This window comes from Allohahella marinimesophila, assembly GCF_039538005.1.
Classification (GTDB): domain Bacteria; phylum Pseudomonadota; class Gammaproteobacteria; order Pseudomonadales; family Oleiphilaceae; genus Allohahella; species Allohahella marinimesophila.
In genome coordinates, this window is record NZ_BAABBO010000014.1 from 93,731 (window position 1) to 120,719 (window position 26,989).

The window sequence follows — 26,989 nt, forward strand, 5'->3', positions numbered from 1 at the left end:
GAACAGCCAGAACTTCAAAGGGATACCATGAAATCGATACAGATTGCCGCTGGCAGCGTCTATGGCGCCGCACTCGATGTGGCGGCCGCGCTACAAACACTGCTGGAGAAGGCAGGCTTCGAGTGCACTCTGCATGAACGTAGCGCCCTGAATGTGGTTCGCGTACCAGATGCCATGCTGCTCATCGTCAGCTCTACCACAGGATCCGGCGACGTGCCTGACCCACTGCAGCCGCTGCTGTCAGGGCTCATCAATGAGCCGCCCATGCTGGTAGGTTATCCGTTCGCCGTGGTCGCGCTAGGTGACAGCAGCTATGGCGACACCTACTGTGGTGGTGGCCGCCAGCTGCAAGCGGCGCTGCTGGATATCGCGGCTACTGAGATCGCACCGATGCTGATGATTGACGCGATGATGTCCACTGATCCAGCAGAAGAGGCTCAGCAGTGGCTGCAGGCGCATCTCGGCAGCTTTCGCCAAGCTGCTGCGAGCTAGCGTGGTGATAGCCTAGCCCTTTTGCGGCCGGTGGCGAACAAGACCATCCTGCGTCGTAGTGGCTACCAGCCGGCCCTGCCTGTCAAATACGGTGCCCCTATTGAAGCATCGACCGCCTGAAGCGCTCGGGCTGTCGGTACTATAGAGCAGCCAGTCGTCAAAGCGAAAGCTGCGCTGGAACCAGACCGCATGGTCCAGACTCGCGACCTGCATGTCCCGCTGGTAGAACGACTTCGCGTGTGGCAGAAGTCCCGTGCCCAGCAAGCCGAAATCCGAAGCGTACGCCAGCAGACAGTGGTGCCAGTACTGCTCATCCGGCAGATTCGAAATGGCGCGAAACCAGGTGTCCTTGTAAGGCGGACGCGGCTCTGGCTTGACGTAGTTCATCGGCCAGGTCGGTCGGATTTCTATCGGTGATTCCCTGGTCAGCTGCGCGCGTTTGCTTTCGGGAATACACTCGGCATGCTCACGCCGCATCTCCAGCTCGGACTTCAGGCCATCCGGGGCAACCACATCGGGCATGTCGAACTGGTGCTCGAATCCTGCTTCTTCACGCTGAAATGAGGCCGTGAGCGTGAGAATCTCCTGATTGTGCTGTCTTGCGACCACTCGTCGCGCCGAAAAACTTCGTCCATCCCTGAGCTGCGTGACTTCATAAATAATGTCATGTGCGGGATCGCCCGCACGCAGGAAGTAGGCGTGCAGGCTGTGAGCCGACAATTCGGAGTCGACTGTGCGATAAGCAGCCATGAGCGCCTGGCCCACCACCTGCCCCCCAAAGACATTGGGAAAGCCGAGATCTTCACTGGTGCCCTGATAGAGATAGTCATCAAGCTTGCGAAGTTCCAGAAGTTCGAGCAGCTGCTCTACGACGTGAGTCATGGCGTTTATCCTGGCAAGGTTTGATTTGACGGCCCTGGCGATGGCTTTCGCCATTAGGCCAAAAGCGTCACATAATGCATAATGAAGGGACTGCGACGCAAGCAGTGCAGCAAGGTGGCGCTATACTGAAGGGTTGACGCGCCAGCGCTCAGGCATGCTCCAGACGGGATTCTGGCCGGCGACCCGCCCGAGTTCTGCCAGGTTCATAATCGTGGAGGTCGGTGATGCACAATTGTCCGGAATGTAGCAAGGCGAGTCGCTGTGAGATCGAAGAAGGCCGCTCGGTCTGCTGGTGCTTTTCTGAACCCACGCTGCCACGGGACCTCTCCAGAGACAATGTCGTTGAGCGTCCACTCTGCCTGTGCAAAGCCTGTCTGCACAAGGTCATTGAAGCGTCGCGCGTTGTCGAAGAGGCCGCCGTGAAGGAGCGTTCATACTGAACGCCAGCGTCCTGCTCCGCGCGGCGCTGATCACGATTCGGTCAGCCTGTCTTGGCTTGACCCTGCTCATTGCCAGCTGCGCCACAGCACCAGATCTGTCAACGACCGCCCCGGTGACCAGCGCGACCGACTCTGCGATTGCACAGCTATATCGTGAACTCGAAGCTGCGCGTGAACCCTCGGCCACACAGGCTTCCGTCATGGCAGCCGGACAATTTTCAGAGGCCGAGTCGAAATACGTCATGGCCCAGAAAGCCAGGACCAGCGCCGAAAGAGAGTCACTCGCAACACGGGGTTTGACGGATCTGTCCAACGCCCGGCAGAAGGCAGACAGTTTTGCAGCCGCAGCGCCTGCCCTCATCGACCAACGCCTGCTCGCACTGAAGGCCGGGGCAAACACCACGAAGCAGGCTGAATTTGACGCCGCCGAGAAACAGTTGCAGTCCATGGCTGATGGCTTCTACAGAACGACAACGCTTAGTCCTGGCAGCGTCGGCCTGTTGATCGCCAAATATAAGGGCCTCGCCGTTTCGAGCCTGAAAAGCAGTATTGTGCTGGCAGTCGAACAGGCGCTCGAGAAGGCTCGACGAGATGATATCGACAATTACGCGCCGAGGACACTGCGTCTCGCCGAAGAAGAATTGCTGCTGGCGTCGACTACGCTGGAGGCAGACCGGACGCGCGAAGGCAAAGCCAGGGTTCATGCCGACAACGCGATGAGGCATCTGGCCCACGCCAGGACGATGGCTCAGCAAATTCAGATCTGGCGCAAGCGTGACGCCAGCCTGGAGGACGTGATGCGCTACTACGAAGATGGATTCGAACGCGCAGGCGCAGTCGTCGATGTTGATCTCGACTGGAGCAAGGGCCTCACCGGCGCCATTGCCAGCTTTACAGATGCCTTCAAGACACTACAGGCCGCACAGGCCCCCGCCACAGCGGAAGTGACGAACTCGGTAGCCGTGGATTCATCCCCCACACCTGCCACCCGGGCACCTGCCGCGCCTGAGCGCTTCGATATGCTTGCCCCAAGGGGCATCACCCTTGATCGACTGGCGGCGCTCGAATCGTTGTTCTCACCCACCGAAGCTGATGTCGTTCTGCTTCAGAATGGGAGCCTGCTGATTCGAGCACATGGCTTCAATTTCGACGACGACTCCGCCATTCTCGACAGTAGCAACCTGAATCTTCTCAACAAGCTCATCGATGCCATCGAACAGTTCCCTACCAGTGAGCTGGTGTTCTCAGGCCATACTGATAGCAGCGGTGGAGCCAACCACAACAGGCGACTGTCGCTCGAACGGGCTCAGGCCGTCGCTGACTTCGTTGGCCGCGAGGCCGGTATAGCCAAAGCCCGGATTCAGGTAGAAGGCCTCGGCGAGGATGCCCCCCTCGCGGCTAATGACACCGCAGATGCGAGGCGCTTCAATCGCCGAATCGAAGTGCTCGTCAGGCAAGGAGCGGGGGCAGGTCCCGCAGCAGTGTCTGCTTCTCAATGACATGACGCCCACTGAGGGCGAAACCTCGCAGACTCCCCTCGGTGTCGTGAAACAGTGCCCTCACATCAAGCCTGTCGGCCTCGGCCACCGTCCACTCACCAGCCAGCCCTTCAGGGGGCGGCGCCAGCACCAGTGGACAGGCCGGCGTCTTGACGATAACCGGCATGGCCTGGTAACTGAGGTCGGCGTTATGCCCCCCGGCCAGGTTGGCGGCCAACAGACGCGCGCACTGCATCAACGGTTGCACGTACAGCAACAGGTGGCCGTCAACCTCGGCACAATCGCCCAACGCAAAAATATCGGCCTTTGACGTTCGCAGTTGCCGATCCACCACAATACCTCGACTGACCTCCAGCCCGGCTGCCGCGGCCAATGCGGAGTGTGGCCGAAGCCCGGTAGCGCTCAGCACCACATCGGCTTGCAGCGTGCGCAGTTCGCCGCCGTCGACAGAGACCAAGTATGCTGACCCTCCACCGGCAGAAGCCTCGCTGACATGGTCCACCGAACCGACTGTACTTTGCCAGTGAAAGCGTGCCCCAGCCTCTTCCAGGCCTTGCCCAAGCGCCAATGACACCTGCTCTGGCAAGGCGCGCTGCAGAGGCCGGCTATCCGGGGAAATCACATCGACGGTAAACTTCGTGTCTACTGAAGCCAGCAGATCATTTGCGAATTCACAACCAATCAGGCCCGACCCCATGATGACGATTCTTATGGGCCGATCGACAGCTCCCTCCGCACATCGCTGTTGCGCCACAGTCACGAGCCGCTCGCGAAAACGGCGATAATCCATGAGACTGTTGACACTCAGGACCTCATCGGCCGCCGATCCTGACAGAGGCGGACGTACGACTTCAGCACCGAGCGCCAAGACCAACTCGGTGAATTCAATGGTCTCACCAGCCGATGAGCTGCTGCCTTCGAAACCTGCGTCCAGACGCCGAGCTTCCGGATCGATGGCAGTGACCCGGGTATGCGTACGGATGTCTATGTCGAGCTGGCTAGCCATCTTGCCGGCATCGGCCATGGATAGATGTTCCGCATTCTTACCCTTCGCAAAGCCAGTTGAGAGCAGAGGTTTCGAATAGGAATGGCCATCATCTGCGGTCAGAAGAAGAATCTTTCTGTCGGCATCCAGCTTTCTGAATTCGCGGATAAAGGTATAGCCGGCAAGGCCGCTACCGATCACCACCAACGGCTTGTCACTCGGGCTTTGCTGGCGTTGCAGGTCGTTCACATTTCCACCATCTCGAAATCTTCCTTTCCAACGCCGCAGTCAGGACAAATCCAGTCCTCCGGCACATTTTCCCAGGTTGTGCCCGGCGCTATTCCGTCATCTGGCCAGCCTTCAGCCTCGTCGTAGACCAATCCACATACGACACACTGCCACTTACGCATGGTTTCTCCCGTACTTGCCATTCCCTCTTCAATTCAGGGTTGGCTTTCATCATGTATTTAACCGGTGACTCTGGTTACACTGCCCCGAGCCAGGACAGGCAGAGAAGACCCGGACGAAATCGTAGGACAATCCTACATTTTAAATCCGTCGTTTTCGACATCAATCGACAGGCCCACATCATGACAGATCTTGAACACTTCATGGCAATACGTCAGAGGGCGGAGTGTCTTTTTACTTTCGACGAAACCGAACAGGCTATCGTCCGGGTTGCTGCCGAGATGACCGCAGAGTTGGCGAACAGTAACCCGCTGCTGATGACCGTCATGACCGGCGCTGTCGTCTTCGTTGGCCGACTGGCCGCACATCTCGATTTTCCACTCGAAATCAGCTATCTCCATGCCACCCGCTATCGCAATACCACCTCGGGCGACACCCTGCAGTGGAAAGTGCCGCCGCAGCAGGATGTGAAAGATCGCACCGTAGTTGTTATCGATGACATTCTCGATGAAGGACATACCCTCGCTGAAGTGGAGAGACATCTTCAGGAGCTTGGAGCTCAGGCCGTCTATACCGCTGTTCTGGTCGACAAGACTCACGACCGCAAGGCCTTTCCAGGGCAGCGCTGTGATTTTACTGGCCTGCAGGTGCCAGACCGCTATGTATTCGGCTCGGGTATGGATTATCGTGGCTACTGGCGAAATACGGGCGGCATCCATGCGGTGCATCCGGACGATCTCTAACGCTGTTTCCGGGGCCGAAACTTGCAACTGACGACATCTCTTCCGCTGGCCCTCGCTGGCGTTCGCTGGCGACAGGGCCAGCAAATCACGAACCGGAATCGCTACCCCGATGAATTACGATGGTTGCTGGACCGGGGCTCACTGACGGCAAGACTCAAGCGTCGCGCCGAAACGTTCAGGGTGATCAGGCTCGCCTCCGAAACCCGAAGTATCTATAACCATGAGCGCCGTATCTTTGCCAGCGCCTGCAATGTGCGGGTGCATACGGCCATCGTCAGGGAGGTCATCCTCTGCTGCGATGGTCACGCAGCCGTCTATGCTCGAACCGTCATTCCCTGGAGCAGCCTGGCCGGTAGCAATCGTCGTTTGCTCACGCTGAATGAAAGACCGTTGGCCGATGTGTTGTTCAGCGGCTGCGGCGTGGCACGAGGCGACATCGAAGTAGCCCAGGTCCGTACGTCGATGCCAGGATCGGAGAGGCTACACGCTCGCAGGTCCTTGTTTTTCCCGAACCAGAAACCTATTTTAGTAGCCGAGTTCTTCGCCGGGGATTTCAACTTTTGCACAACAGAGGAGTAGCCGTCTGTGAATCGTGACAAGGCCCTGGCCTTTGTTCAGCTTATGCGCCTGGACAAGCCAGTGGGGATCCTGCTGTTGCTCTGGCCCACTCTGACAGCCCTTTGGCTCGCTGGCGACGGGCAGCCAACCCTGGCCAACATCCTGATTTTCACGGCAGGCGTCGCGCTGATGCGATCTGCAGGCTGTGTCATCAACGATTTTGCGGATCGCAACATTGATGGCCACGTGGCGCGCACGACAGAACGCCCTCTGGCCACAGGTCGGTTGACGAGCTATCACGCCTGGGCCTGCTTCCTCGCGCTCATTGCGCTGGCGTTTCTGCTCGTGCTCCTGACCAACCCAGCCACCATCAAGCTGGCTTTTGGCGCGCTCGGAGTCGCCATGCTGTATCCCTTCATGAAGCGTTACACCCATTTTCCCCAGGTGGTGCTTGGCATCGCTTTCTCGTTTGGCATACCCATGGCTTTCACTGCAGAAGGCGTCCCTGTCGGTGAAACTGCTATCTGGCTCATGTTGGGCAACATCATCTGGACGGTCGCCTACGATACAGAATATGCCATGGTGGATCGGAACGATGATCTTCGCATTGGCGTGAAGTCGACGGCGGTGTTGTTTGCTGAAGCAGACAAGATGATCATCGCCGCCCTGCAATCGTTCTGCGTGCTTGTCTGGATCATCATTGGTGTCACCAATGCGCTCGGCGCCGCCTATTTCCTCGCGGTAGTGATCGCGGCCACCCTGTTCGTGTATCAGCAGCATCTAATACGTTATCGGGAACGGGACATGTGTCTCAAGGCCTTCAAAAACAATAATTTTGTCGGTCTCGCTATTTTTGCTGGAACACTAGTGGCACTCAGCTGATCACGGCAATGATTTTCCATGTTTCAGCACCTGACGGGCGCATCTGTCATTAAAGTGTCATACTTCCTCGCTGTAATGGTCCCCAGCTGCTTTGCCTGACTGGAGCGAGGAATGCCAAACAAGAATGTTCTGATTGTCGACGACGAACCTGCAATTCGAGAGATGATTGCTGTTGCACTTGAAATGGCCGATTACGGTTACTGGGAAGCCGGCGATGCTGCTGAGGCCCATAGTATTATCGTGGACCATCGGCCGGACATCATCCTGCTCGACTGGATGTTGCCTGGAACGAGCGGTATCGAATTTGCGCGCCGGTTGAAACGGGACGGGGGAACGGCGGACATTCCCCTGATCATACTCACCGCCAAGACCGAAGAGGATAACAAGGTTCAGGGGCTGGAAGTTGGTGCGGATGATTACATCACCAAGCCTTTTTCTCCTCGTGAGCTGGTAGCACGTCTGAAGGCGGTACTGCGCCGCACCGTTGTGGCTGGCATGGAAACTCCGATCGAGATCAATGATCTCAAGCTCGATCCGGTCTGTCACCGGGTGACGATCAATGATCAGGCTGTTGCGATGGGGCCAACCGAATACAAGCTCCTGCAGTTCTTCATGACGCACCAGGAGCGCGTGTATACCCGTGGCCAGCTGCTGGACCAGGTCTGGGGTGGCAATGTGTATGTCGAGGAACGCACGGTCGATGTGCATATCAGACGACTTCGCAAGGCCCTTGAACCCAACCACTATTCACTGATACAGACGGTTCGCGGCACAGGCTATCGCTTCTCGACAAAGGCGGCATGAGGACAGCGATGGCTATGGGTAGTAACGATTGAAAATTTCTGAGCTGATCGTTCAGCCTCTGGTCATTTTTTTCCTGGTCATCCTGCCACTGGGCCTGCTCATCGGGCAGCCTTTGGCACTGACCTTCGCTGCAATAGTGCTCTACTTGCTCTGGAGCTTGCGCCAGGTGTATCGCCTGGCTAGCTGGCTTCAGCAGCCAGGTGAATCCGAGCCTCCTGAAAGTCACGGCCTCTGGGGTCGGATTTTCGACTCGATCCTTCGCCTTCAGGCCGAACACTCCAAAGCGCAGGCCCGATTACAGGCCCTGCTCAATCGTATCCAGCAGTCCACCAATGCCCTGAAAGACGGGGTCATTCTGACCAACAGCGACGGTGTCATGGACTGGTGGAACAGCGCTGCGGCAGACATGCTTGGCCTTCGCAAGCCAAACGATACCGGCCAGACCATTCACTATCTGGTCAGGGACCCCAGCTTCAAGCAGTATTTCTTTTCAAAAGCCTACGACGATCCCTTGTTGCTCAGCGCACCCAAAAAACCACAGATGCAGCTGAAGGTGCACATCACCCTCTTCGGTGAAGACGACCGGCTGATCGTGATTCAGGATGTGACCCAGCTCAAGCAACTTGAAAGTGTACGCCAGGTGTTCATCTCGAATGTGTCGCATGAACTCAGGACACCCCTCACCGTTATCAGCGGATATCTCGAAACGCTCATCGATACCGGGGCCGATCTTGCCCCTCGCCGGCAACGTGCGCTCTCACAGATGCAGACCCAGGCACGACGTATGGAGGCACTGGTGACCGACCTGCTGCTGCTGTCGAAAATCGAGAATGAAGGCGGCGAAATTCGTCAACTGCCAGTGAACATGCATGACCTGCTCCTGCGTATTCTCGATTCGGCGAAGGTGGTAGCCGGAGACAAGGTGCTGAAGATAAGCCTGGCGGTGGAGAGCGATGCCAGGTTGTACGGTAACGAAACCCAGCTTCACAGCGCATTCTCGAACCTGGTACTCAACGCCGTCAAATACACGCCCGAGGGTAAATGTATCGATATCCGGTGGCATTTGACCAAACGCCATGCGGTGCTGAGCGTTACAGACACCGGCATAGGCATCGACAGCATCCATATTCCGCGGCTGACCGAACGCTTCTACCGTGCCGATCCATCACGGCACACGGGCACCGGTGGCACGGGTCTGGGCCTGGCCATAGTCAAGCACGTACTGCTCAACCACGATGCCAGGCTGGATATCAGCAGCCGCCCTGGTGAAGGCAGCTGTTTTGCCTGTCTGTTCCCCATCGAGCGTATCAGGGAGCCCGAAGTCGCTCTGGAGGTGCACTAGCTGGCGTCGCCGGAGTGGTATCGGTCACACCCTGACTATCCAGCCAGAACAGCACGCCACCGGCAACTGCTGCCGGCAGTATGAAGAGATTCAGTATCGGCACATAGGTCGCTGCCAAGGCAGTGCCTCCAAAGCCATAACTCGTCATCCGGGCTCGCTTCAGCACCGTCAACACACGTATGAAGGGAAGACCATTCTGATCAACGGCATAATCGACCATCTCCACCGCCAGCATCCACATTGAGAAAGCAAGCCATAACAGAGGGGCCACCGTATTGATGCCGGGTATGAAAGATACGATCAGCAGGAGTAGCGCCCTGGGCAGGTAATACATCAGCTTTCGCGTCTCCCTCGCCAGCGCCAGAGGCAACACCTTTACCAACTGCGCTACAGTATTCGGCTGCGTAATGCTCTTTTCAACTGGACCACCTCGAGCGGCCCGCTCCTGCTGTTCAACCCGTTCGGCCAGAATGGCGTAGAAAGGGGCGCCAACGAGGGTGGCCAACAATACGAAGGTCTGGGAATACACCAGCAACAATAGAACGCCGAACACCAGCCACAATAGCCACTCCAGGAAAAGCAGCCATTCAGGCATAAACCCCATTAGCCAGGCAAAGCAAAGATCCGTATAGGTCACAGCAGCATAGGTGAGCACGGAAAACACGATGAGGTTGAGAAAGATTGGCAGCCACACATAAAGCCTGAGGCCTGGCCGCCGAATGATTTTGAAGCCGCTACTGATGTAACCGGCGCCGCGGGAAAATGAAGAATTCAAACTGATCGCCCCTTGGTAAGCACAGAAAGTAACCGCCTTGTGGCGACAACTGAGGAGAATTTCGTTGCACATGATAGACAGACTGACTGCCCTGGGCCAGAAGCCTCCCAGTCGCTACGGATTCTATATTGCGCTGACAGTCATTCTGACACTGGCCCTGCTGCCACAAAGTGGCGAACAGGGATTCGCGCACGCCGACAAGCTCATGCATTTTCTACTTTTTTTACTGATTGCCCTTGCCGGCAGACTGACCCATCAAAGTGTTCCCGTAGCTTATCTGGCGCTGGCGCTGCTAGCATATGGCGGCCTGATGGAGCTGATGCAGGGGATGACCAGCTGGCGGATGGCCAGTGCCGGCGATCTCCTGGCCGATGCCGCTGGCATCCTCGCCGGCCTTCCTTTGGCCGGACGCTTGATGCGACCGAGCCACAAGCTGTAAGAGATCTCTTACAGCGCTGTAGGTCATTACTGAAATTTTGCCCCTTCAAATCAGATGTCATCACTCGAAATTCTTAGCTAACCATTTGATTTATATAAAATTAAATATTCAGCCATTTTCCTGAGCCACATTTTTCGTGGAAAGCATAAGTTTTGTCGCGAAAATGTCATCGCAATTGGCGTAATATGTCTCTTGTCAGGACGACAGGGAATAAGGAAGAGCCAGGATGGTTGCCCCGCAAGGTGTTTCACCACGCAAACTCTAAAGAGTATGCAAATGGATAGCGGGGGGAGGCAAGGATCAGGGATGTGCGCTTGAGGGAATGACTTCTGAGGGGATGCCTACGGCATCCCCTTTTCCGTTGTGTCTAAAATTGCCTGATTGTAGACCATCAATATATTTTCTTTGAATTCATTACGTTTTTTGTGAACAGCGTCTATATTGTCTAGTGACCTCAAGCATCTCTGGGAAAACATGGACAATATTCAACCGCATCTCGATCATGCCATCGAGCTGGCAATAGCGTACATTCCGCAGCTCCTTCTCGCACTTCTGACGTTGATCGTCGGCCTCTGGATCATCAGCCACGTTTTAAGTCTGTTCAGAACTCGTCTCGCCAAACGCTTCGACCCTACGTTGAGCCAATTCGTGCTGTCGCTTGGTTCAGTCATCCTCAAGGCACTACTGTTGGTCAGCGTAGCCTCGATGATCGGCATCGAGACGACGTCCTTCATCGCTGTGCTCGGCGCCGTAGGTCTTGCCATCGGATTGGCCCTGCAGGGAAATCTGTCGAATTTTGCCAGCGGCGTCATCATCCTGATCTTCAAACCATTTCGGGTTGGCGACGTTATTGAAGGCGCAGGACACAGTGGCGTCATCAAGGAAATACAGATCTTCACCACGGTAATGACCACCTTCGATAACCGCCGTGTCATCATTCCCAATTCATCGCTCGTCACCGATCCTATTGTCAATATCAATGCAGAGCCAACGCGGCGCGTCGATTTCAAGTTCGGCATCAGCTATGACGACGACATACCGCTTACGAAGCAACAGCTCACTAAACTCATCGAGGCAGATGAGCGCATTCTCAAGGACCCAGCGCCTGTCGTGGTGCTGTCTGAACTTGGTGACAGCTCGGTCAATTTTACCGTCAGAGTGTGGGTCAATACGGCAGATTACTGGGGCGTTTACTTCTCGATGATGGAAGATGTGAAGCTGACATTTGATGCGATGGACATCAGCATTCCGTATCCCCAGAGAGATGTTCACATCTATCAGAAACAGTCGGCGGCCTGACATAGGGCCGCGGGCTACATAGCTCGCAAGTAGTAGCGTAAAGCTGCAGTACATTAGAAAATCAACAACAAAGGAACTCGCCATGAGCATACGCATGAAGACTGCCGTTACTGCAGTCGCCCTTTCCACCTGTATGGCTTCTCTAGCGCCTGCCGTTCAGGCACGCGACTCTGATGTGGGCGCTTACCTGACAGGTCAGGTCGGATACTACTGGTTCGACGACGAGTTGAATCTGGAAAATCGACCTGAATATGGTCTTGGTTTTGGCTACAACTTCAGCAATACCTGGGCGCTGGAACTGGTGGGCAGCGCTATGGATACAGGTCGAGATGACATTAACCAAGATATCGACCGGAACCAGTTGCGGCTCGACGCGCTCTACACCTTTAGCGGCTACGACAGCATGAAGCCCTATCTGGTCCTTGGTGCAGGGCACCAGGCCTATCAGATCAAGAATGCGGATAACGAACATGAAACCATGTACAACGCCGGCGTCGGCGTGAAGCATGAAATTGATGACTTCACTGATCTCAGGATGGACGCACGCACCATCTATACCGAGCGCACTGAATCAATGAATGCCGCGGTCACTGTCTCGCTGAACTATCTGTTTGGAGCCAAGTCCCGAGCCATGCAGGATAGTGATGGCGACGGCGTCGTGGATACCGAAGATGAATGTGCCAATACCCCATACGACACTGAGGTCGATGAAGTTGGTTGTGAAGTCATCGGTGATGACGACGACGACGGCGTTGCCAATGATGTCGACGAATGCCCTGACACCGAAGCAGGCGCCGATGTTGACGAGAAAGGCTGCGCCATTCCGGATGACAGCGATAACGATGGTGTAAAGGATGAGGATGACGAGTGCCCCAACACGCCTGAAGGCGTCGAAGTCGACAATAAGGGCTGCCCTCTGGACCAGGATAACGACGGCGTTGCTGACGGCAAGGACGAGTGTCCAGACACAGTTGAAGGCTCTAAAGTAGATGAGACAGGCTGCCGCATCTTCGCCGTAGAGGGCGTCGAGACCCAGTTGAGAGTAACCTTCCCGCTCAACTCGGCCATTCTGGCTGATGCCGATCTGCCTGAAATAGAGGCGCTGGCGAGGTTCATGAAGCGCTATCCAGATGCCAAGGTGACCATTGAGGGTCATTCTGACAGCACGGGAGAGGCAGACTACAACCAGCAACTGTCGGAGCGTCGAGCCAAGGCCGTACGTGACCGCGTGGTTCAGGACTATGGCATCGAGCCCTCGCGCGTCACTTCAGTCGGCTATGGCGAAGCAAGACCGCTAGCCGATAACAGCACAAATGCTGGTAGAGCTGCAAACCGCAGGGTTGTGGTGACGGCTCAGGGTAGTATTCAAAAAGAAGTCGAGTAAACGATCGCGCCTCGCAGGCGCGGTTACAGGGGCCGCCATGCGGCCCTTTTTTTCGTCTCGGCTTTCCTGCGGTACCACCTTACGCCGAAAGGTCGAGAGACAGACCACCTCTGGAATGTGAAAATGCGTAAGGATTTGTCCATAATTGTACGTTTTACACACAATCAGGTAGAATCCCGCCATCCGAACAGGCGTTCGGCGGCGCTAGCGTGCACGGAACAGGAAAACCGGCACTTAGGAGGTGACAGCCTCTCTCCATAACCAGGATGAATACTGAAGTGATGCAGTTTCAGCGAGATTACCAAATGTTTGCTCCAAGCCAGGCTCGTTCGCTCTTAGCGATGATTATGGCCCTCTTTCTCGCGGCTTGCGACGGAAGCTCGAGTGTCAACGACAGGACCGCTGATAGTCCCACTCCAAATACGCCCGAAACGCCAGCCATTCCCCAGCAACCCAACGCGCCGTTGCAGCCGTCTACGCCTGCCGCGCCTGAAGGAGAGCCCGACTTCACACTGGCGCTTGCTTCAGCTGAGCCGGGGTCAGCGCTAGCTATTACCGAAGGCGCTGAAAGCAAGATCGGCGTCAGCACCCAGTTTCTCAATGGCTTCGATCGCTCTGTATCCTTGAGCGTCGAGGGACGAGCAGTCGATCTCGAAGATCTTTCACTGGCCCTCTCCGAAACCACTATCGTTCCGGGCACCTCGGAGAATCAAGTACGTAACCTGGAGCTTACGCTGCGACTTGCCGTCGGCGCCCTGCCGATCATGCCGCATCAGCGCAGTGTTACTGTAGTAGGGGTGAGTGGCGCCACAACCAAGCGTCTGCAACTCGATATCGACGTCATACCAGTTCCAAGGCCCGACGTTTACCTGCTGATAGGACAGAGCAATATGTCTGGCTCCAGTGGCGGCGGAAAAGATGCAGGCCCGGGCGGGCTCGATGAGCCGCATCCAAGAATTCGACAGCTCAATGTGAAGGGTGACGATGAAACCCCTGGCGCTCACACCAGTCGTTCGCTCAATGTCATGCCTGAAGTCTTCGTCCGTGCGGAGGACCCCCTCCACAAACCTCTGCCGGCAGGCGCCTCATCGAAAGATGGCGTCAGTATTGGCCCCGGACTGTCCTTTGCCAAAGCCGCACTTGGAGATACCACTCAGAATATCATCCTTGTGCCAGCGGCCTGGGGTGACACAGGGTTCTGCCGCGAACTGAGACCTCGCGGCAGCTGGAATGCTGTAGTACGCAATGTCGGAGATCTTTCGAATGAGACCCTGCTCTATCAACGCGCACTGCTGCGAACAGCGGTCGCCATTGAAGAGAGTGGCGGAATTTTACGCGGCATCATCATGCATCAAGGTGAAAAAGATGCATCGGATGAATTCAAAGGCCGCGACTGCGTGCAGTACTACGCCGAGAATATCAGACTGCTTGTCAGTGAACTGCGCACGAATATTACTGAAGACGTTCGCGGTCCGGAGTGGCGTGATCCGGAGGCGGCTATCCCCTTTGTAATGGGCACCATGTCCCGAGGCGCTGACGAGCGAAACGACTACAGTCAGTTCAGTCCGGCAAAATCAGTGGTGGATGGTGTTCACAGAAATATCTCGGGTCTGCTCTCATACGCAACTTTCGCGAACTTTGATGACCTTGTCCCACCGGGCTATCCATGCGGTGCGGGCGACTGTATCCACTTTGGCGCGTCAGCCGCCAGGGAAATGGGGCGCAGATACTATATGGCCTTGCGGGATGCGGTTGATTCTCAATAATTTCCATTGGATGGATTGATGGGCAGAGCAACATTTCAATACACTTCGTAACCCGAAAAGAGGGTCAGCATTGGCGTCATCTGGACTATGCTGACTTAAGTGCCCTTACTTCCAGGAACCCTAGTAGAGCCTGGTAAGTCGGCAAGGCACGCTTCAGCCGTTATTGACATGTACTGGAGGCGCTCATGCCCGCATCATGTTTGAAGAAGATGCTGCGTTCTCACCTGATCGACTATAGCTCGATTCAGCATGAACCGGCATATACTGCGAAGACCTTGCTCGCCGCCACAGGTATCGAAGCAGACATACTCGCTAAAACGGTAGTTTTGCACGTCGATGGCGTATCGGCCCTGGCTGTCATGACCGCCAGTGCGAAAATACGGTGGGACAAGCTCTGCCGAGTGATGGGCACCGATTTTATCGAACTCGCCGATGAGTCGGAATTCGCAGAACAGTTCCCAGGCTGTGAGCTGGGAGCAATTCCACCATTTGGCACCCTGTTTGGTATGACGGTCTACCTTGACCAGTCACTGGCCGCACAATCGGAAATTGCCTTCAGTGCCGGGACTCACGATGAAATCATCAGAATGTCCATGCAGGACTATAAGCGATTAGCCAAACCCATCATCCTCGATGCGGGGTTCATCCGAAGTGCCCATATTCCCACAGATGATGCTCCACCGCTTGCACAGACTGGCTAGAGTCGGCTTTCTCACATAGCAGTAGTCGATTTTGACTGCTGCATTCCCTACAATCGGGCGATGATACCAGCCCGAGATGATTACCCTGTGTCCTCAGAACCCCATCAAGCTTCAAGTGTCGCGGTATGCGATGTGCTGGTCATAGGTGGCGGTATCACTGGTGCTACTACAGCCCTGGCCCTTGCCCTCGCCTGCCCGGCCTCCGCAATCATTCTGGTAGAGGCTCACGAGCCTGTTAGCACTTCACCGGCCACGGAGCCTGATTTTTCTGCGCCTGGTCTGAGAGTCAGCGCACTGAATCTTCAATCAGAAAGATTTCTTCGCAGCATCGGGGTCTGGCCTCACCTCGAGGCACACCGACTCAAGCCCTACAGGGCCCTGCAGGTAGCAGAAAACCCCGACTCCGGTACTCAGGCCACGGCTGAACAATCGCTCGGTGGCACCACTTTTTCTATTGAGGACCTACAGGATCCAGGCATCCAACACCTTGGCACCATCCTGGAAAACGATCGGCTTCAGCGCGGGATCTGGCAGGCGATGGCGAAATTGCCAAACCTCACACTCAGGCAGGCTGAGCTGCTCGATCTGACCCAGTTGATGCCGGAGGGTGTGGAAGCAAAGCTGAAGAGTGGCGACGGCGAGCGAGAAACTGTAAAAGCCAGGTTGCTCATCGGCGCCGACGGTGCCGCTTCTTCGGTGAGGGTCAAGGCAGGCATCCGACAGATGGCTGAGGGGTATGCCCAAAAGGCACTCGTCATCGGTGTCGAGCTCGATGAACTGGCAGGGGATAAGACCTGGCAACTGTTTCGACCACAGGGGCCGGTTGCCTACTTGCCTCTGTTTGACTGCACGGAGGCGGGGGAGGAGCACTGTGCTGCCTATGCGTCGCTGGTGTGGTATGACGCGCCTCAACGCATACAGGCGCTCATGCAACTGGATGTTGAAGAGCTTCTCCAGCAGGTGCTCACGACATTTCCTGCCAGCCTACCCCGCGTTCGAAAGATTTATGGTCGTGCCGCCTTTCCCTTGGTGAAGTCGCACTGCACCAGCTATAGCCGAGGCTCTGTGGTGCTTGTTGGTGACGCTGCGCATACTGTCAACCCGCTGGCAGGTCAGGGCCTCAATATGGGATTGCAGGACGCCGAAGCCCTTTCGACTTCGCTACGAGCGGAATTGGCAAGCCCCTCGCTGCCAGGCAGTGGTGGACTGCAGAGAGCCCTGGCGATCTACGAGCGCCAGCGCAAGCCTCAGAACCTGTTGATGACCGCTACTGTCGATGCGTTCTACTACACCTTCAGCAACGACATAGGACCACTGAAGGCACTCAGACGACTTGGATTGTCCATTGCCGACAGGGCTGGCCCCTTAAAGCGCCGGGTATTGCAGCATGCGCTTGGGCTCGACCAGGCGGGCGAGCCTGCAGGCACTGGACCAAGAGCGGGCGAAACGGAACCGGCCAGGCTGTATCCGGAATGACAGAACACTAGCGAGCCTGTTTGCTCGCCACCATTAGCGTCAGGAGACAATCCTATGGCAGACACCATATTCGACAAGATCATCAATCGGGACATCAAGGCTGACATCGTCTACGAAGACGAGCAAGCGCTCGCCTTTCGAGATATCAATCCGCAGGCGCCCTTGCACGTCCTGATCATTCCCAAACTGAGAATTGCCACTATCAACGACATTGAGCCCGAGCATGAGGCGCTGGTCGGCCACCTGTTCAGCATCGCCAGGAAAATTGCGCGAGACGAAGGTGTGGCGGACGATGGCTACAGGGTGGTCATGAATTGCAACGAAGCTGGTGGGCAAAGCGTCTATCACATCCACCTCCACATGCTTGGAGGCAGGATGCTAGGTTGGCCGCCGTTCACCGACCACCCTAAATCCCAGGGCTGACCGGCGACGGTTTACTTGACGATCAGGCTTTCTGTATCACTGATCGAGATATGCCTGACATCCTGCCCCTTGATGAGGTAGATCACGTGTTGTGAAACATTGCAGGCGTGGTCCCCGATACGTTCAAGTGCCCTGAGCACCCACATGATATTCAGAATATGAGTAATCGTGCGGGGGTCTTCCATCATCACGGTGACCAGTGAACGCATGGCTGACTTGTACTCCGAATCGACAACCTCGTCCTCCTTGATGACCTGAAAGGCCGTCTCGGTATCAAAACGGGCAAAGGCATCGAGTGCATTATGCAGCATGCCGTGCACCTGACGACCGATGTTGCGGACTTCCACGAAACCTCTGGCAGAGTCCGAGACATCCAGGCCAGCCAGCGCGATGCTGATCTTGGCGATCTTCTTGGCCTCATCGCCTACCCGCTCGAGGTCGTTGACGATCTTGGCAGACGCCACCACGAGACGAAGATCGCTCGCGGCTGGCTGCCGCATGGCGATCACATTGACCCACTCACGGTCGATCGTCTTTTCCAGAGCATTGACCTGCTTGTCCTGGTCACGGACTTTTTCAGCAAGTTCGACATCCCTCGCGGTCATGGCGGTAATCGCCTGAGAAACCTGCTGCTCAACCAGCCCGCCCATCTGCATGAGGTGCTCCCTCAGCATCGTCAAATCCTTGTTGAATTGCTGTGAAATATGGTGCTGGTGATCAGTTCCGCTATGGGGCATTTGTTACTCCCTTATCTTTGTTGGTCCGGCTAACCGTAGCGCCAGGCTTCATAGGATTCAGTTTGTCTAAAAGCTGGCCTGGTAAAGCGTATATTGGAAACGCCAAGCTCGTTCAGCGCTCTGCTGTACATGAACGCAGTATAGTCCGAGACACAGCCGGCTTGCTGCAAATTATGAGCGACAAAGCCAATCGGATAAGCAATCTATAGTTAGCCGGAGGCGCTCAACCTTCTCTCGTTACTCCGGCTATGTGTATATGGCTCACTTCAGCGTCAAAGCAGCTTCTCGAAACTGCCTGCACGTTCACCGAGCAGCGACTGCAGGTCGACGAACCCGCCGAGCTGCGCCTCAAGTGCCGGCACCGTATTGCCCAGGCGAGCCTGAACTTCGGTTCTGAGCCGCTGCTGAATTTCCGCCTGTTTCTTTCCGACGAGACCCTGAATGGCGCTGCCAAACAACTTGTCGAGACTTGTTTGCAGACTCACCTGAGGATTGGCCGGATCGCCAGTCGCCTGCATCGACATACTGAAGCGATCCAGTCCCTTCAGCGCATCAAGCAGTGCCGCCTTGAGCGGCGCACTTTCATTTTCCAGAAGATTGGACAGTTGAACTTCGAAGAACTCGGTGTCGACGTCGAGATTCAGTTGACCATTTCGTATTTCCGCCTTGCTTGCCACTTCAAGCAAAGCCTCGGCCAGGGTAAGCGGGAAATCTTCATTGTCTGAAAACGTGATATCCGAAATCGGCAGCTTCGCCATTTTCAGACCAAAGGTATCGACGAAGTTCTGCGGGTCGACATGATTGAGCAGTCCAGTAAAGGTCACACCGCCTGCTGCGTTTTGCTGACTCTCGAGGAAGAGCTTTGCGGGCTTGCCCCAGATGTCAGCGCGGTCGGTCAAATCGGTGAACTCACCCGAGAATGGGATCGCCTGACCTGGCGCAGGCACTTCCCCTGAAATATTGAGTTTTTTCACCAGGAACTTTGGCAGGCCATCACTGTAATCAGTAGTATCAGGTGTCGCAGGTCCCGTGTCCTCTGGAGCCGCGCTACCATTCAGATAAGGCTGTAGCTTGCCGTACCAGGTGTAACCACTCTGAACCCAGCGGGCCAGATCGTCACCGAAGAGCGTTTTTGCCAGGTCCTGTACAGACGCCTGATCCAGTCCGACCATCGCCATGGTTCGTTCGACATCCTTCGCAGGCGCCTGTCGCAATACCTTCAACTGAGCCTGCAATTCCGCAAGATCTGCATTGAAATCACCGCGCGCGTTCTTGATCTGTGAAAGATCCTGTTCGACCTCTTTTTTCACAGCGAGCGCGTCACCAGCCGCATTGAGAAAGCCGAGGGGGTCTTTCTGCTTCTTGACCCCTTTCAGGCGGGCTTTGTAGGCGTCTACCTTTTCCTGATCCGGAAGCTGGTCGATTCGTGCCTGCCAGGCGGCTTTTTTGGCTTCGAGATTCTGTTTGAAAGCTTCGGCAAGCTTCGGCGTCTGCAAATCGGCTCGTTCCAATAGCGCTTTTGGATCCGGCATTTCCAGAACAGGCAGTTTGAAGTCTGTCTTCAACTGTTCGACGAGGGAGCCTTTCTCATCCGGTGGTGGGGTCAGGCCAGGAATCGCGCCGCTGGTCTCGCGAGCAGTATTGAAACGCATGCCGTCGACGTTAGCCGTATCTACAATGATCTTGGTTTTCAGAAGCGCAGACAGATCGAGATTGGCGTCGATGAATTCAGCCTGAAAGGCGTTGCGCATTGGTGTACCGGGATTCGTGACGACAAGACCGTTGAGTGTGGCCCCTACCGGATAGAAACGGACATCGACTGAATCAACCTCCACCTTGGCCTTCACCTGCTTACTGCCCTCGCGCTCTACGACAAACTTCGCGATGACATCAATAAAGACCAGTGCCAGCACAATAAGCAGAACGAGCACAGCAAGAACATAGCCAAGAATTTTGAGAACTTTCATCGAATAATCCACGCTAATTGTTTGCTGCCCATGCTAACAAAAAATCCTGCCGTACTCCCTTTTATTCATAAACTGCGCGAGTCCGGTCGGAAGCCATGATCTTTCTGTGAGCGCTTATCAGCATAGCCGTAGTCCGGTCTGACGGTTAAACTGCGGGCAACCTAGAGCATGCCCAACAAGTGGATAATAAAATGGCCCCTCACGACCAAAGCAGATCAGAACACAATCTCGCCCTCAGGGTGACAGCGACGGATGGCGACACCAACCAGGACGGCGACATTTTTGCGGGGTGGGTTGTTTCGAAAATGGATCTGGCAGCAGCCAGTCTCGCAGGCCGGGTATCGCGAGGTCGAACCGCCACGGTAGCCATCAAGCAGACGGATTTTCTTTCGCCAGTCAGAAAAGGTGGTGAACTCTCCTGCTACGCCAATGTCATTGAAATTGGCAAGAGTTCGATTCACATTTCCGTTGAAGCCTGGACCAGAGACAAACATCGGCAGGAATTCCGAAAGGTCACTGAGGGTGTATTCATTATCGTGGCCATTGACGAAGACGGGCGAATTCGCCAGGTTCCCCGCTCTAGCTGAAGACTGGCTCAGGCCGGCTCCAGCTTGGCCATCGACAGAATGAGCCATTTCGTCGCGCTCGTGCGCGACTGGTCGTCGGGCAGCTGCTCGAACTTCACCTGTATCCTGGCATGAGCACCGTCGCCTTCAAAATTGAGTACGGTCCCCTCTCCGAACTTGCTATGACGCACACGACTCCCCAGCCCGGGAACGAAGATGCCCGAATCCACACTTGGCCTCATGTGCGCAGCCTGACCGGGCAGGCTGTCGAAGCGGGTACGCTGGCCGAACATCGGCTTGGTCACCAGAGAATGAAGTCTGACTTCCTGTAAACATTCCGTGGGTATTTCACGAACGAAACGCGATACCGGATTATATTTGTCCTGACCGTACAAGCGTCGGCACTCAGCAAAGGTCAGCACCAGCTTGCTCATGGCACGGGTCACGCCGACGTAGCAGAGACGACGCTCCTCTTCCAGCCGACCGACCTCCTCAAGCGACATGGCATGAGGAAACAGACCCTCTTCCAGGCCTACCAGGAAGACCAGCGGAAACTCCAGGCCCTTCGCGCTATGCAGGGTCATGAGCTGCACAGCATCCTGTTCCTCATTGGCCTGTTGCTCGCCGGCATCGAGCGCCGCGTTGGCGAGAAACTCAGCCAGCGGCTCGTCCGCACTTTCGTCATATTCAGCTACCGCGTTCACCATTTCCTCCAGGTTTTCACGGCGCATCTCGCCCTTGTCACCTTTTTCTGTCGCGTGAAACTGAAGCAGGCCCGTCTTGTCGAGCGCCGCCTTGACCAGCTTTTTGAGGCTGACCTCGGTAGACAACTGCTGTAATTCGATAATGACCTCAACCAGCTGTGCAAGGCCCTTCTGAGCCTTGCCCTTGATCTCGCCGCGCTGCAGCAGGTCGATGCTCGCCTGCCACAGCGACCCCCCACCGGCAGCACTCTCGGAGCGAATCTGAGCGAGCGTCTTTGCGCCGATACCACGAGGAGGGATATTCACGATGCGCTCGAAAGCGGCGTCGTCCTGGGGCAGACGGAGCAGCCGCAGATAGGCCAAGGCATTGCGGATCTCCAGACGATCATAAAACCTGAGGCCACCGTAGACGCGATAAGCCACGCCATGCCTGACCAGGGCTTCCTCGATGACCCGGGACTGGGCATTCGACCGATACAGAATGGCGATGTCCTGCAGCGCACGCTCTTCAGTCAAAGCCGTCTGGATCGTCTCGACTATATAGTTGGCTTCATCCTGCTCATTGAAGGCGGCATAGACGTCTATGGGATCGCCATCACCGGCGTCGGTCCATAGCGACTTCCCTAGCCGCGAGGGGTTGTTGTTGATGACAGCATTGGCCGCCTTGAGAATATTCCCGGTAGAGCGGTAGTTCTGCTCAAGCCTCACGACTTCGGTCGAGCCCATGTCAGTCTGGAACGACAGAATGTTCTCGATTTTCGCCCCACGCCAGCCATAAATGGACTGGTCATCGTCGCCTACGACTGTCACAGCCGCCTGCCGGCCGGCGAGCACCCTGAGCCACGCGTATTGAATCGTATTGGTGTCCTGAAACTCGTCCACGAGCAGGTGACGGAAACGCTGCTGGTAGCGAGCGAGAATAGTTGGCTGATGCAACCACAACTCATGACTTCGCAGCAGCAGCTCACCGAAGTCGACAATGCCGGCTTTCATGCAAGCTTTTTCGTAGGCGAGATAAATGCGCTTCATGGTGGCCTGCCAGATGCGATCGCCCTCAGGCACGCTGCCCGCCCGCAAGCCCTCATCCTTTTGCCGGTTGATGAACCCCGCAGCTTCGCGGGGCGCGAAACTGGCTTCATCAATCTGCAGCTCCTTGATCACCCGCTTTACCAGCCGGAGCTGGTCATCCGAATCGATGACCTGGAAGTTTTCTGGTAGTCCGGCTTCTTTCCAGTGGTACCGCAGCAGGCGGTGGGCGATGCCATGGAAAGTGCCGACCCATAGGTTCCGTACCGGGCCCGACAGCATGGGTTCGAGCCGGTGACGCATTTCCCGCGCAGCCTTGTTAGTAAAGGTCACGGCAAGCACTTCCTGCGGTTGAAGCCCCTGCGCCCTCATAACATAGACGATGCGGTGGACGAGCACCCGGGTCTTGCCACTCCCGGCTCCGGCCAATACGAGGAGATGCTGACTGTCCGAGGTGACGGCTTCCCGCTGCGGGCCATTCAGGCCGTCAACGATCTGACTGATATCCATGTTCAAAATGTTCGGCCCGTCCAATCGGCAAAAGGCACACTGTACAAAAATACAGCGGTGCTTGTAAATGGGTTTGACTCTTCTACTTTTTTAGCTGCCGTTTCACAGTTTATGTTGTAAAGTTACACCGGGCATTGAGCAAGTGTCCTGAGTTCTGTACGACACATACGATTTTGACCAATTACAATAAAAGGCAGCATCGCACTCCTATGACACAAACTACAGACTTTGCTTCGAACCTCTTCATGGACTTCCAGAAGTCTTCCTCCAAAATGAACAGCGACGATCCTTCAGCAGACGAAGGTGGACGCAAGGACCGGCCCAGCGCCACTCGCAAGCTTGAGACCCGTCGGGCTATCGAGGATTACATGGAGCTAAAGCGGCTTCACTCCAGCACCGACGATTACGCCTTCGACTTCGACGAGTAGGCGCATCGCGACCATTCGATTGGCTGTTCGACTGGTCGTCGTCATCGGGCTCTACGGCGCACATACTGCGCGCTGCTATACTGCGTAGGTCCACTGCGCGTTTTACTCTCTTCGCCATAACCCGGAGGCGCTTCGGACGAGATACCAAATACAACAACAATAGGGTTTCGAAATGCCAGCCAAGCTCCCAGAATTTTTCGAGTTTTCGATGCCTTCCCGGGTGATCTACGGCGCGAATATCGTAGATGATCTGGATGAGGCGATAGCCGGTTTCGGCCTGAGAAAGGCCATGCTCGTCACCGATGGCGTCATTGTGGATCTCGGCTTGGCCGATCGCCTCAAGGCCAGTTTGGCCGGCAAGAATGTGGTCATTGGTGAAGTCTTCTCCGATGTGCCCGCCAATTCCACGATTGCCACAGTCGAGCGCTGCGCTGAACGCATCAGAAGCAGTCGCTGCAATATGATCATCGGTCTCGGCGGCGGCAGCGTGATGGATACCGCCAAAGTGGCCAACATACTGGCCGTCAAGGGCGGTCGCGCGGAAGACCACATGGGCGCCTACCTGCTCGGAGACGCCGAACTTCTGCCCTTGATACTCATTCCCACTACCGCGGGCACCGGCTCTGAGGTCACCAAGGTCGCCATCATTGCCGACCCTGAAAAGAACATCAAACTACCGTTCGCGGAAACCCAGTTCTTCCCCCAACTCGCCATCCTCGATCCGACCCTGACCACAAGCATGCCGCCAGGGCTCACTGCTGCGACCGGTATGGACGCGCTGACCCACGCGATAGAAGCCTATGTCAGCCGCGAGGCCCAGCCCGCTTCTGACGCGCTGGCCCTCTACGTCATCAGGCTGGTCAACGACAGCCTGCTGGATGCCTGCCGCGAGCCAGCGAACCTCGAGTTCAGAGGCCGTATGCTGGTGGCCTCGTGCCTGGCTGGCATGGCCTTCACGCAGTCAATGGTCGGTATGGTTCATGGCATCTCACATGCCCTGGGTGGCGTTTATCACATTCCACACGGCCTTGCTAACGCGCTCGTACTGCCCGAAGTCATGACTTACAACATGTCGACTTGCAGTAGCCGCTACGCCGATGTTGCCGAAGCGATGAGAATCGAGCTACCGAAACCGGTCGCCACGGCGAGAAACTTGCTGAATCTGGCAGGCCTCCGAAAGATGGGGGCCATTGTCGACAAGGGTCGCTTCGTCGATGATATCGTCAGAAAGGCCGAAGCCCACGCAGCAGTGGCCCGTATACGTGAATTGCTCGGCCAGCTGGCGACGGTGGCCGCTTTGCCCCTGAACCTTGTCAATGCGGGGGTGGATACAGATTTCGCGAAGTTCGACCTCGTCGTCGAAGCCGCCATGATGGATGGCTCGATGCTATACAACCCGAAGGAGGTAACGGCGGACAGCGTGGCAGCCGTACTCAAGACACTACACGCCCGCAAGCCCTCACCAGTCAGTTATCTGCCTCCAGTCACCGCTTCGGTAGCCGCAGCTGACGGCAAAGCGCCGGAGAAGGCCCGCGTGTTTACGGATTCGGCCATGATCTACGACGTGCTGGGTAATTTCTACAAGTCACTCATCGAGAATGAGGAGCTCGGGCCCCGCCTGCTGAACTCCAACCTGGTCGTACAGTTTCGCTACAGCGATCCTAAAGCCGTGATCACACTGGATGCGTCAGGCAGTGAGGTTGTTCTCTTTCTCGGCGATGTCTTCGACGGTGTACCTGAAGTGACGATGAGCATGAAAGCTGATTTCGCCCATGCTTTCTGGCAGGGCAAGGCCAATTTCCTGACCGCGCTCACGAGGCGCCAGGTCACGTCAAAAGGCAATGTTCCCAAAGCCGTCAAGCTACTGCCGATACTCAAGCCAGCTTACGAACTATATCCCGAACACCTCAAGAGTCATGGCCACGGCCATCTCATTCTGGCCCCAGCGGGGTGATGAGACGTTGATCTAATGAGATCTCAGCGTCGTCTACAAATAAACGGCCATTGCTGTTGTTTCCTGTAGCCGTTTTCAGATGTCGTACCTTCAACATGCGAATCATAGCGGAACCACGATCATGAACCTCAATCAGCTCAGAGCCCGGCAGGACGACCTGCGTCACATCAATATCATTACCAACGAAGGTGATATCTATCTCGTAGAAGCCGCGTTTGCCGACCATACGGAACTACTCTTGAACGACAATGGGTCGCCAAGAACCTACGCCGGCGTCTATCATGTGAAGGAATCGCTTGAATCGCTTCGCATTCCGGCCTACAAACTGGTCTTCGACTCACCGTACGAGGAAATCTGAACGACATGCCCGGCTTGACTCACTGATGCAGAAAGTAACCGCCAGAATTACCCCCGAGGGCAGCATGGACCTGCTGTCCCAGGCCGAGGTCGAACAACTCAGAGACACCAGTCAGGGCGGGCTTCACCAGCTTTTCCGAAATTGCGCGCTTGCCGTTCTGAACAGTGGGGAGTTGAGTGATAACCCGCATGAAATCGAGCGCCTCTTCCACGACTTTGACATCCAGGTCATTCAGCAGCCCCGTGGTATCAAGCTCGAATTGATCAACGCCCCAGCGTCTGCTTTCGTTGACGGCAAGCTCGTACTCGGTATCAAGGAACAGCTCTATGCGGTGCTGAGAGACGTCGTGTATGCACACTCTGGCCGCCAGATTTTCGACCCCGAAACACTTGCGCCTCCGGAAATGGCCAAAGCGTCTGATGCCGCAGCTGCAGTGCAGGGCTCGGCCATTACCAATGGCGTGTTCGATCTTCTACGCAATGCCGGTGTTCTGGTGCCGCGCCGCACACCCAATCTCGTTGTCTGCTGGGGCGGCCACTCAATCAGCCGTGAAGAATACGATTTCACAAAGGAGGTTGGCCACTCACTTGGTATTCGTGGCTTTGATATCTGCACTGGCTGTGGACCTGGCGCCATGAAGGGTCCAATGAAAGGCGCCACCATTGCCCATGCCAAACAGCGGATTCGCAACGGCCGGTATCTCGGCGTCACTGAGCCCGGCATCATCGCCGCAGAGTCGCCAAACCCTATCGTGAACGAGCTCGTCATCCTTCCTGATATCGAAAAACGTCTCGAGGCTTTCGTTCGTATTGCTCATAGTATTGTCGTATTCCCTGGTGGCGCCGGGACTGCTGAAGAGATCCTGTACCTGCTGGGCGTCCTGCTGAATCCACGCAATGCCAAGCTTCCCTTCCCGCTGATATTTTCGGGAAACAAAGCGTCGGAAACCTATTTCAGAACCATCGACGAATTCATACAACGAACGCTCGGGCCCGAAGCCAGTCGACATTACAAGATCATCATCGACGACCCGGAGCAGACCGCCCGGGAAGTTCGCCTGGGCATCCAGGACGTCACCTATTACCGTAAATCTCACGGCGATGCGTTTTACTACAACTGGCTGCTCAGCATCGACGAAGCCTTCCAGATTCCGTTCATTCCCACCCACGAATCGATGGCTGCCCTTGACCTGCACCGAAACCAGCCACTCCACCTGCTGGCGGCGAACCTGCGACGTGCGTTTTCTGGCATCGTGGCCGGTAACGTGAAGGCCGACGGCATCCGTCAGATCATGCTGCATGGCCCCTTCAGACTGAAAGGCGACCGGGACCTCGTGTCTGCGCTCGGCTCCCTCCTGGAAGGATTCGTCGAACAGCAACGCATGAAACTGCCCGGCAGCACTTACGAGCCCTGCTATACCTTCGAGCTCGAGTAGTCCGCC

At 56.0% G+C, this 26,989-nt stretch carries 27 protein-coding genes; 20 read left to right on the forward strand and 7 right to left on the reverse strand.

Annotated features, from left to right (window positions below):
• The first annotated feature begins 27 nt into the window (after positions 1-27).
• Complete coding sequence (locus ABD735_RS15455; RefSeq protein ID WP_344808047.1) at positions 28-492, forward strand: flavodoxin domain-containing protein; 465 nt, start codon at positions 28-30, stop codon at positions 490-492.
• Between the two features lie 12 nt (positions 493-504).
• Here ABD735_RS15455 and ABD735_RS15460 read toward each other — a convergent pair whose 3' ends face one another.
• Positions 505-1,374, reverse strand: coding sequence for an acyl-CoA thioesterase (locus ABD735_RS15460; RefSeq protein WP_344808049.1), 870 nt, complete (start codon positions 1,372-1,374; stop codon positions 505-507).
• A gap of 224 nt (positions 1,375-1,598) precedes the next feature.
• Between ABD735_RS15460 and ABD735_RS15465 the strand changes: the two genes are divergently transcribed.
• Together ABD735_RS15465 and ABD735_RS15470 are read left to right on the forward strand one after the other, a co-directional pair.
• Entirely contained in the window at positions 1,599-1,814 is a 216-nt protein-coding gene (locus tag ABD735_RS15465; protein ID WP_344808051.1) for a cysteine-rich CWC family protein, read from the forward strand.
• 56 nt (positions 1,815-1,870) lie between these two features.
• The gene (locus tag ABD735_RS15470; protein WP_344808053.1) at positions 1,871-3,313 is read left to right on the forward strand and encodes an OmpA family protein; all 1,443 of its coding nucleotides are present in this window, start codon (positions 1,871-1,873) and stop codon (positions 3,311-3,313) included.
• Here the strand turns inward: ABD735_RS15470 and ABD735_RS15475 are convergent.
• A complete protein-coding gene (locus ABD735_RS15475) occupies positions 3,264-4,547 on the reverse strand; it encodes an FAD-dependent oxidoreductase (RefSeq protein ID WP_344808055.1) in 1,284 nt (427 codons plus the stop codon). The genes ABD735_RS15470 and ABD735_RS15475 overlap by 50 nt on opposite strands.
• Positions 4,544-4,708: a rubredoxin gene (locus ABD735_RS15480; protein ID WP_344808294.1), complete on the reverse strand. Its 165-nt coding sequence runs from the start codon at positions 4,706-4,708 to the stop codon at positions 4,544-4,546. Before ABD735_RS15480 ends, ABD735_RS15475 begins: the two co-directional genes overlap by 4 nt.
• Before the next feature lie 180 nt (positions 4,709-4,888).
• On the opposite strand from ABD735_RS15480, the gene ABD735_RS15485 reads away from it, so the two are divergent.
• From ABD735_RS15485 to phoR, 5 genes are all read left to right on the forward strand, one after another.
• Complete coding sequence (locus ABD735_RS15485; RefSeq protein WP_344808057.1) at positions 4,889-5,449, forward strand: hypoxanthine-guanine phosphoribosyltransferase; 561 nt, start codon at positions 4,889-4,891, stop codon at positions 5,447-5,449.
• 21 nt (positions 5,450-5,470) lie between these two features.
• Entirely contained in the window at positions 5,471-6,028 is a 558-nt protein-coding gene (locus ABD735_RS15490) for a chorismate--pyruvate lyase family protein (protein WP_344808059.1), read from the forward strand.
• Positions 6,029-6,034: 6 nt separating this feature from the next.
• Entirely contained in the window at positions 6,035-6,889 is an 855-nt protein-coding gene (gene ubiA, locus ABD735_RS15495; protein ID WP_344808061.1) for a 4-hydroxybenzoate octaprenyltransferase, read from the forward strand.
• Positions 6,890-7,000: 111 nt separating this feature from the next.
• Positions 7,001-7,693, forward strand: coding sequence for a phosphate regulon transcriptional regulator PhoB (gene phoB / locus ABD735_RS15500; RefSeq protein WP_344808063.1), 693 nt, complete (start codon positions 7,001-7,003; stop codon positions 7,691-7,693).
• Positions 7,694-7,721: 28 nt separating this feature from the next.
• Positions 7,722-9,035, forward strand: a complete 1,314-nt coding sequence (gene phoR, locus ABD735_RS15505; RefSeq protein ID WP_344808065.1) for a phosphate regulon sensor histidine kinase PhoR — start codon at positions 7,722-7,724, stop codon at positions 9,033-9,035.
• On the opposite strand, the gene cysZ is transcribed toward phoR, so the two are convergent.
• Positions 9,001-9,810, reverse strand: coding sequence for a sulfate transporter CysZ (gene cysZ, locus ABD735_RS15510; protein ID WP_344808067.1), 810 nt, complete (start codon positions 9,808-9,810; stop codon positions 9,001-9,003). The two genes, phoR and cysZ, sit on opposite strands and share 35 nt — an antisense overlap.
• A gap of 70 nt (positions 9,811-9,880) precedes the next feature.
• Between cysZ and ABD735_RS15515 the strand changes: the two genes are divergently transcribed.
• The 7 genes from ABD735_RS15515 to ABD735_RS15545 all read left to right on the forward strand — a co-directional run bounded on the left by ABD735_RS15515 (position 9,881) and on the right by ABD735_RS15545 (position 17,298).
• Entirely contained in the window at positions 9,881-10,249 is a 369-nt protein-coding gene (locus tag ABD735_RS15515) for a VanZ family protein (protein WP_344808069.1), read from the forward strand.
• A gap of 474 nt (positions 10,250-10,723) precedes the next feature.
• Positions 10,724-11,548 carry a mechanosensitive ion channel family protein gene (locus ABD735_RS15520; protein WP_344808071.1) on the forward strand — a complete coding sequence of 275 codons (825 nt, stop codon included), beginning with the start codon at positions 10,724-10,726 and terminating at the stop codon, positions 11,546-11,548.
• An 82-nt stretch (positions 11,549-11,630) separates the two neighbouring features.
• Positions 11,631-12,932, forward strand: a complete 1,302-nt coding sequence (locus ABD735_RS15525; RefSeq protein WP_344808073.1) for an OmpA family protein — start codon at positions 11,631-11,633, stop codon at positions 12,930-12,932.
• 347 nt (positions 12,933-13,279) lie between these two features.
• Positions 13,280-14,698: a sialate O-acetylesterase gene (locus ABD735_RS15530; RefSeq protein WP_344808075.1), complete on the forward strand. Its 1,419-nt coding sequence runs from the start codon at positions 13,280-13,282 to the stop codon at positions 14,696-14,698.
• Between the two features lie 185 nt (positions 14,699-14,883).
• Entirely contained in the window at positions 14,884-15,399 is a 516-nt protein-coding gene (locus ABD735_RS15535) for an aminoacyl-tRNA deacylase (RefSeq protein ID WP_344808077.1), read from the forward strand.
• An 87-nt stretch (positions 15,400-15,486) separates the two neighbouring features.
• Complete coding sequence (locus tag ABD735_RS15540) at positions 15,487-16,875, forward strand: FAD-dependent oxidoreductase (protein ID WP_344808079.1); 1,389 nt, start codon at positions 15,487-15,489, stop codon at positions 16,873-16,875.
• A gap of 54 nt (positions 16,876-16,929) precedes the next feature.
• The gene (locus tag ABD735_RS15545) at positions 16,930-17,298 is read left to right on the forward strand and encodes a histidine triad nucleotide-binding protein (RefSeq protein ID WP_344808081.1); all 369 of its coding nucleotides are present in this window, start codon (positions 16,930-16,932) and stop codon (positions 17,296-17,298) included.
• Between the two features lie 11 nt (positions 17,299-17,309).
• Here the strand turns inward: ABD735_RS15545 and phoU are convergent, their stop codons facing one another.
• Together phoU and ABD735_RS15555 are read right to left on the reverse strand one after the other, a co-directional pair.
• Entirely contained in the window at positions 17,310-18,035 is a 726-nt protein-coding gene (gene phoU, locus ABD735_RS15550) for a phosphate signaling complex protein PhoU (RefSeq protein WP_344808083.1), read from the reverse strand.
• Between the two features lie 272 nt (positions 18,036-18,307).
• Positions 18,308-20,002 (reverse strand): TIGR03545 family protein, encoded by a 1,695-nt coding sequence (locus ABD735_RS15555; protein ID WP_344808085.1) that lies wholly within the window; start codon positions 20,000-20,002, stop codon positions 18,308-18,310.
• A 191-nt stretch (positions 20,003-20,193) separates the two neighbouring features.
• Between ABD735_RS15555 and ABD735_RS15560 the strand changes: the two genes are divergently transcribed.
• Positions 20,194-20,589: an acyl-CoA thioesterase gene (locus ABD735_RS15560; RefSeq protein WP_344808087.1), complete on the forward strand. Its 396-nt coding sequence runs from the start codon at positions 20,194-20,196 to the stop codon at positions 20,587-20,589.
• Positions 20,590-20,597: 8 nt separating this feature from the next.
• Here ABD735_RS15560 and uvrD read toward each other — a convergent pair whose 3' ends face one another.
• Complete coding sequence (gene uvrD, locus ABD735_RS15565) at positions 20,598-22,808, reverse strand: DNA helicase II (RefSeq protein ID WP_344808090.1); 2,211 nt, start codon at positions 22,806-22,808, stop codon at positions 20,598-20,600.
• Positions 22,809-23,017: 209 nt separating this feature from the next.
• Here uvrD and ABD735_RS15570 point away from each other — a divergent pair, with 209 nt between their 5' ends.
• From ABD735_RS15570 to ppnN, 4 genes are all read left to right on the forward strand, one after another.
• On the forward strand, positions 23,018-23,236 hold the full coding sequence (locus ABD735_RS15570; protein ID WP_344808092.1) for a PA3496 family putative envelope integrity protein: 219 nt from the start codon (positions 23,018-23,020) through the stop codon (positions 23,234-23,236).
• 172 nt (positions 23,237-23,408) lie between these two features.
• Entirely contained in the window at positions 23,409-25,190 is a 1,782-nt protein-coding gene (locus ABD735_RS15575) for an iron-containing alcohol dehydrogenase (protein ID WP_344808094.1), read from the forward strand.
• A 121-nt stretch (positions 25,191-25,311) separates the two neighbouring features.
• Entirely contained in the window at positions 25,312-25,548 is a 237-nt protein-coding gene (locus tag ABD735_RS15580; RefSeq protein ID WP_344808096.1) for a DUF6482 family protein, read from the forward strand.
• A gap of 25 nt (positions 25,549-25,573) precedes the next feature.
• The gene (gene ppnN, locus ABD735_RS15585; protein ID WP_344808098.1) at positions 25,574-26,983 is read left to right on the forward strand and encodes a nucleotide 5'-monophosphate nucleosidase PpnN; all 1,410 of its coding nucleotides are present in this window, start codon (positions 25,574-25,576) and stop codon (positions 26,981-26,983) included.
• Positions 26,984-26,989 lie beyond the last annotated feature (6 nt).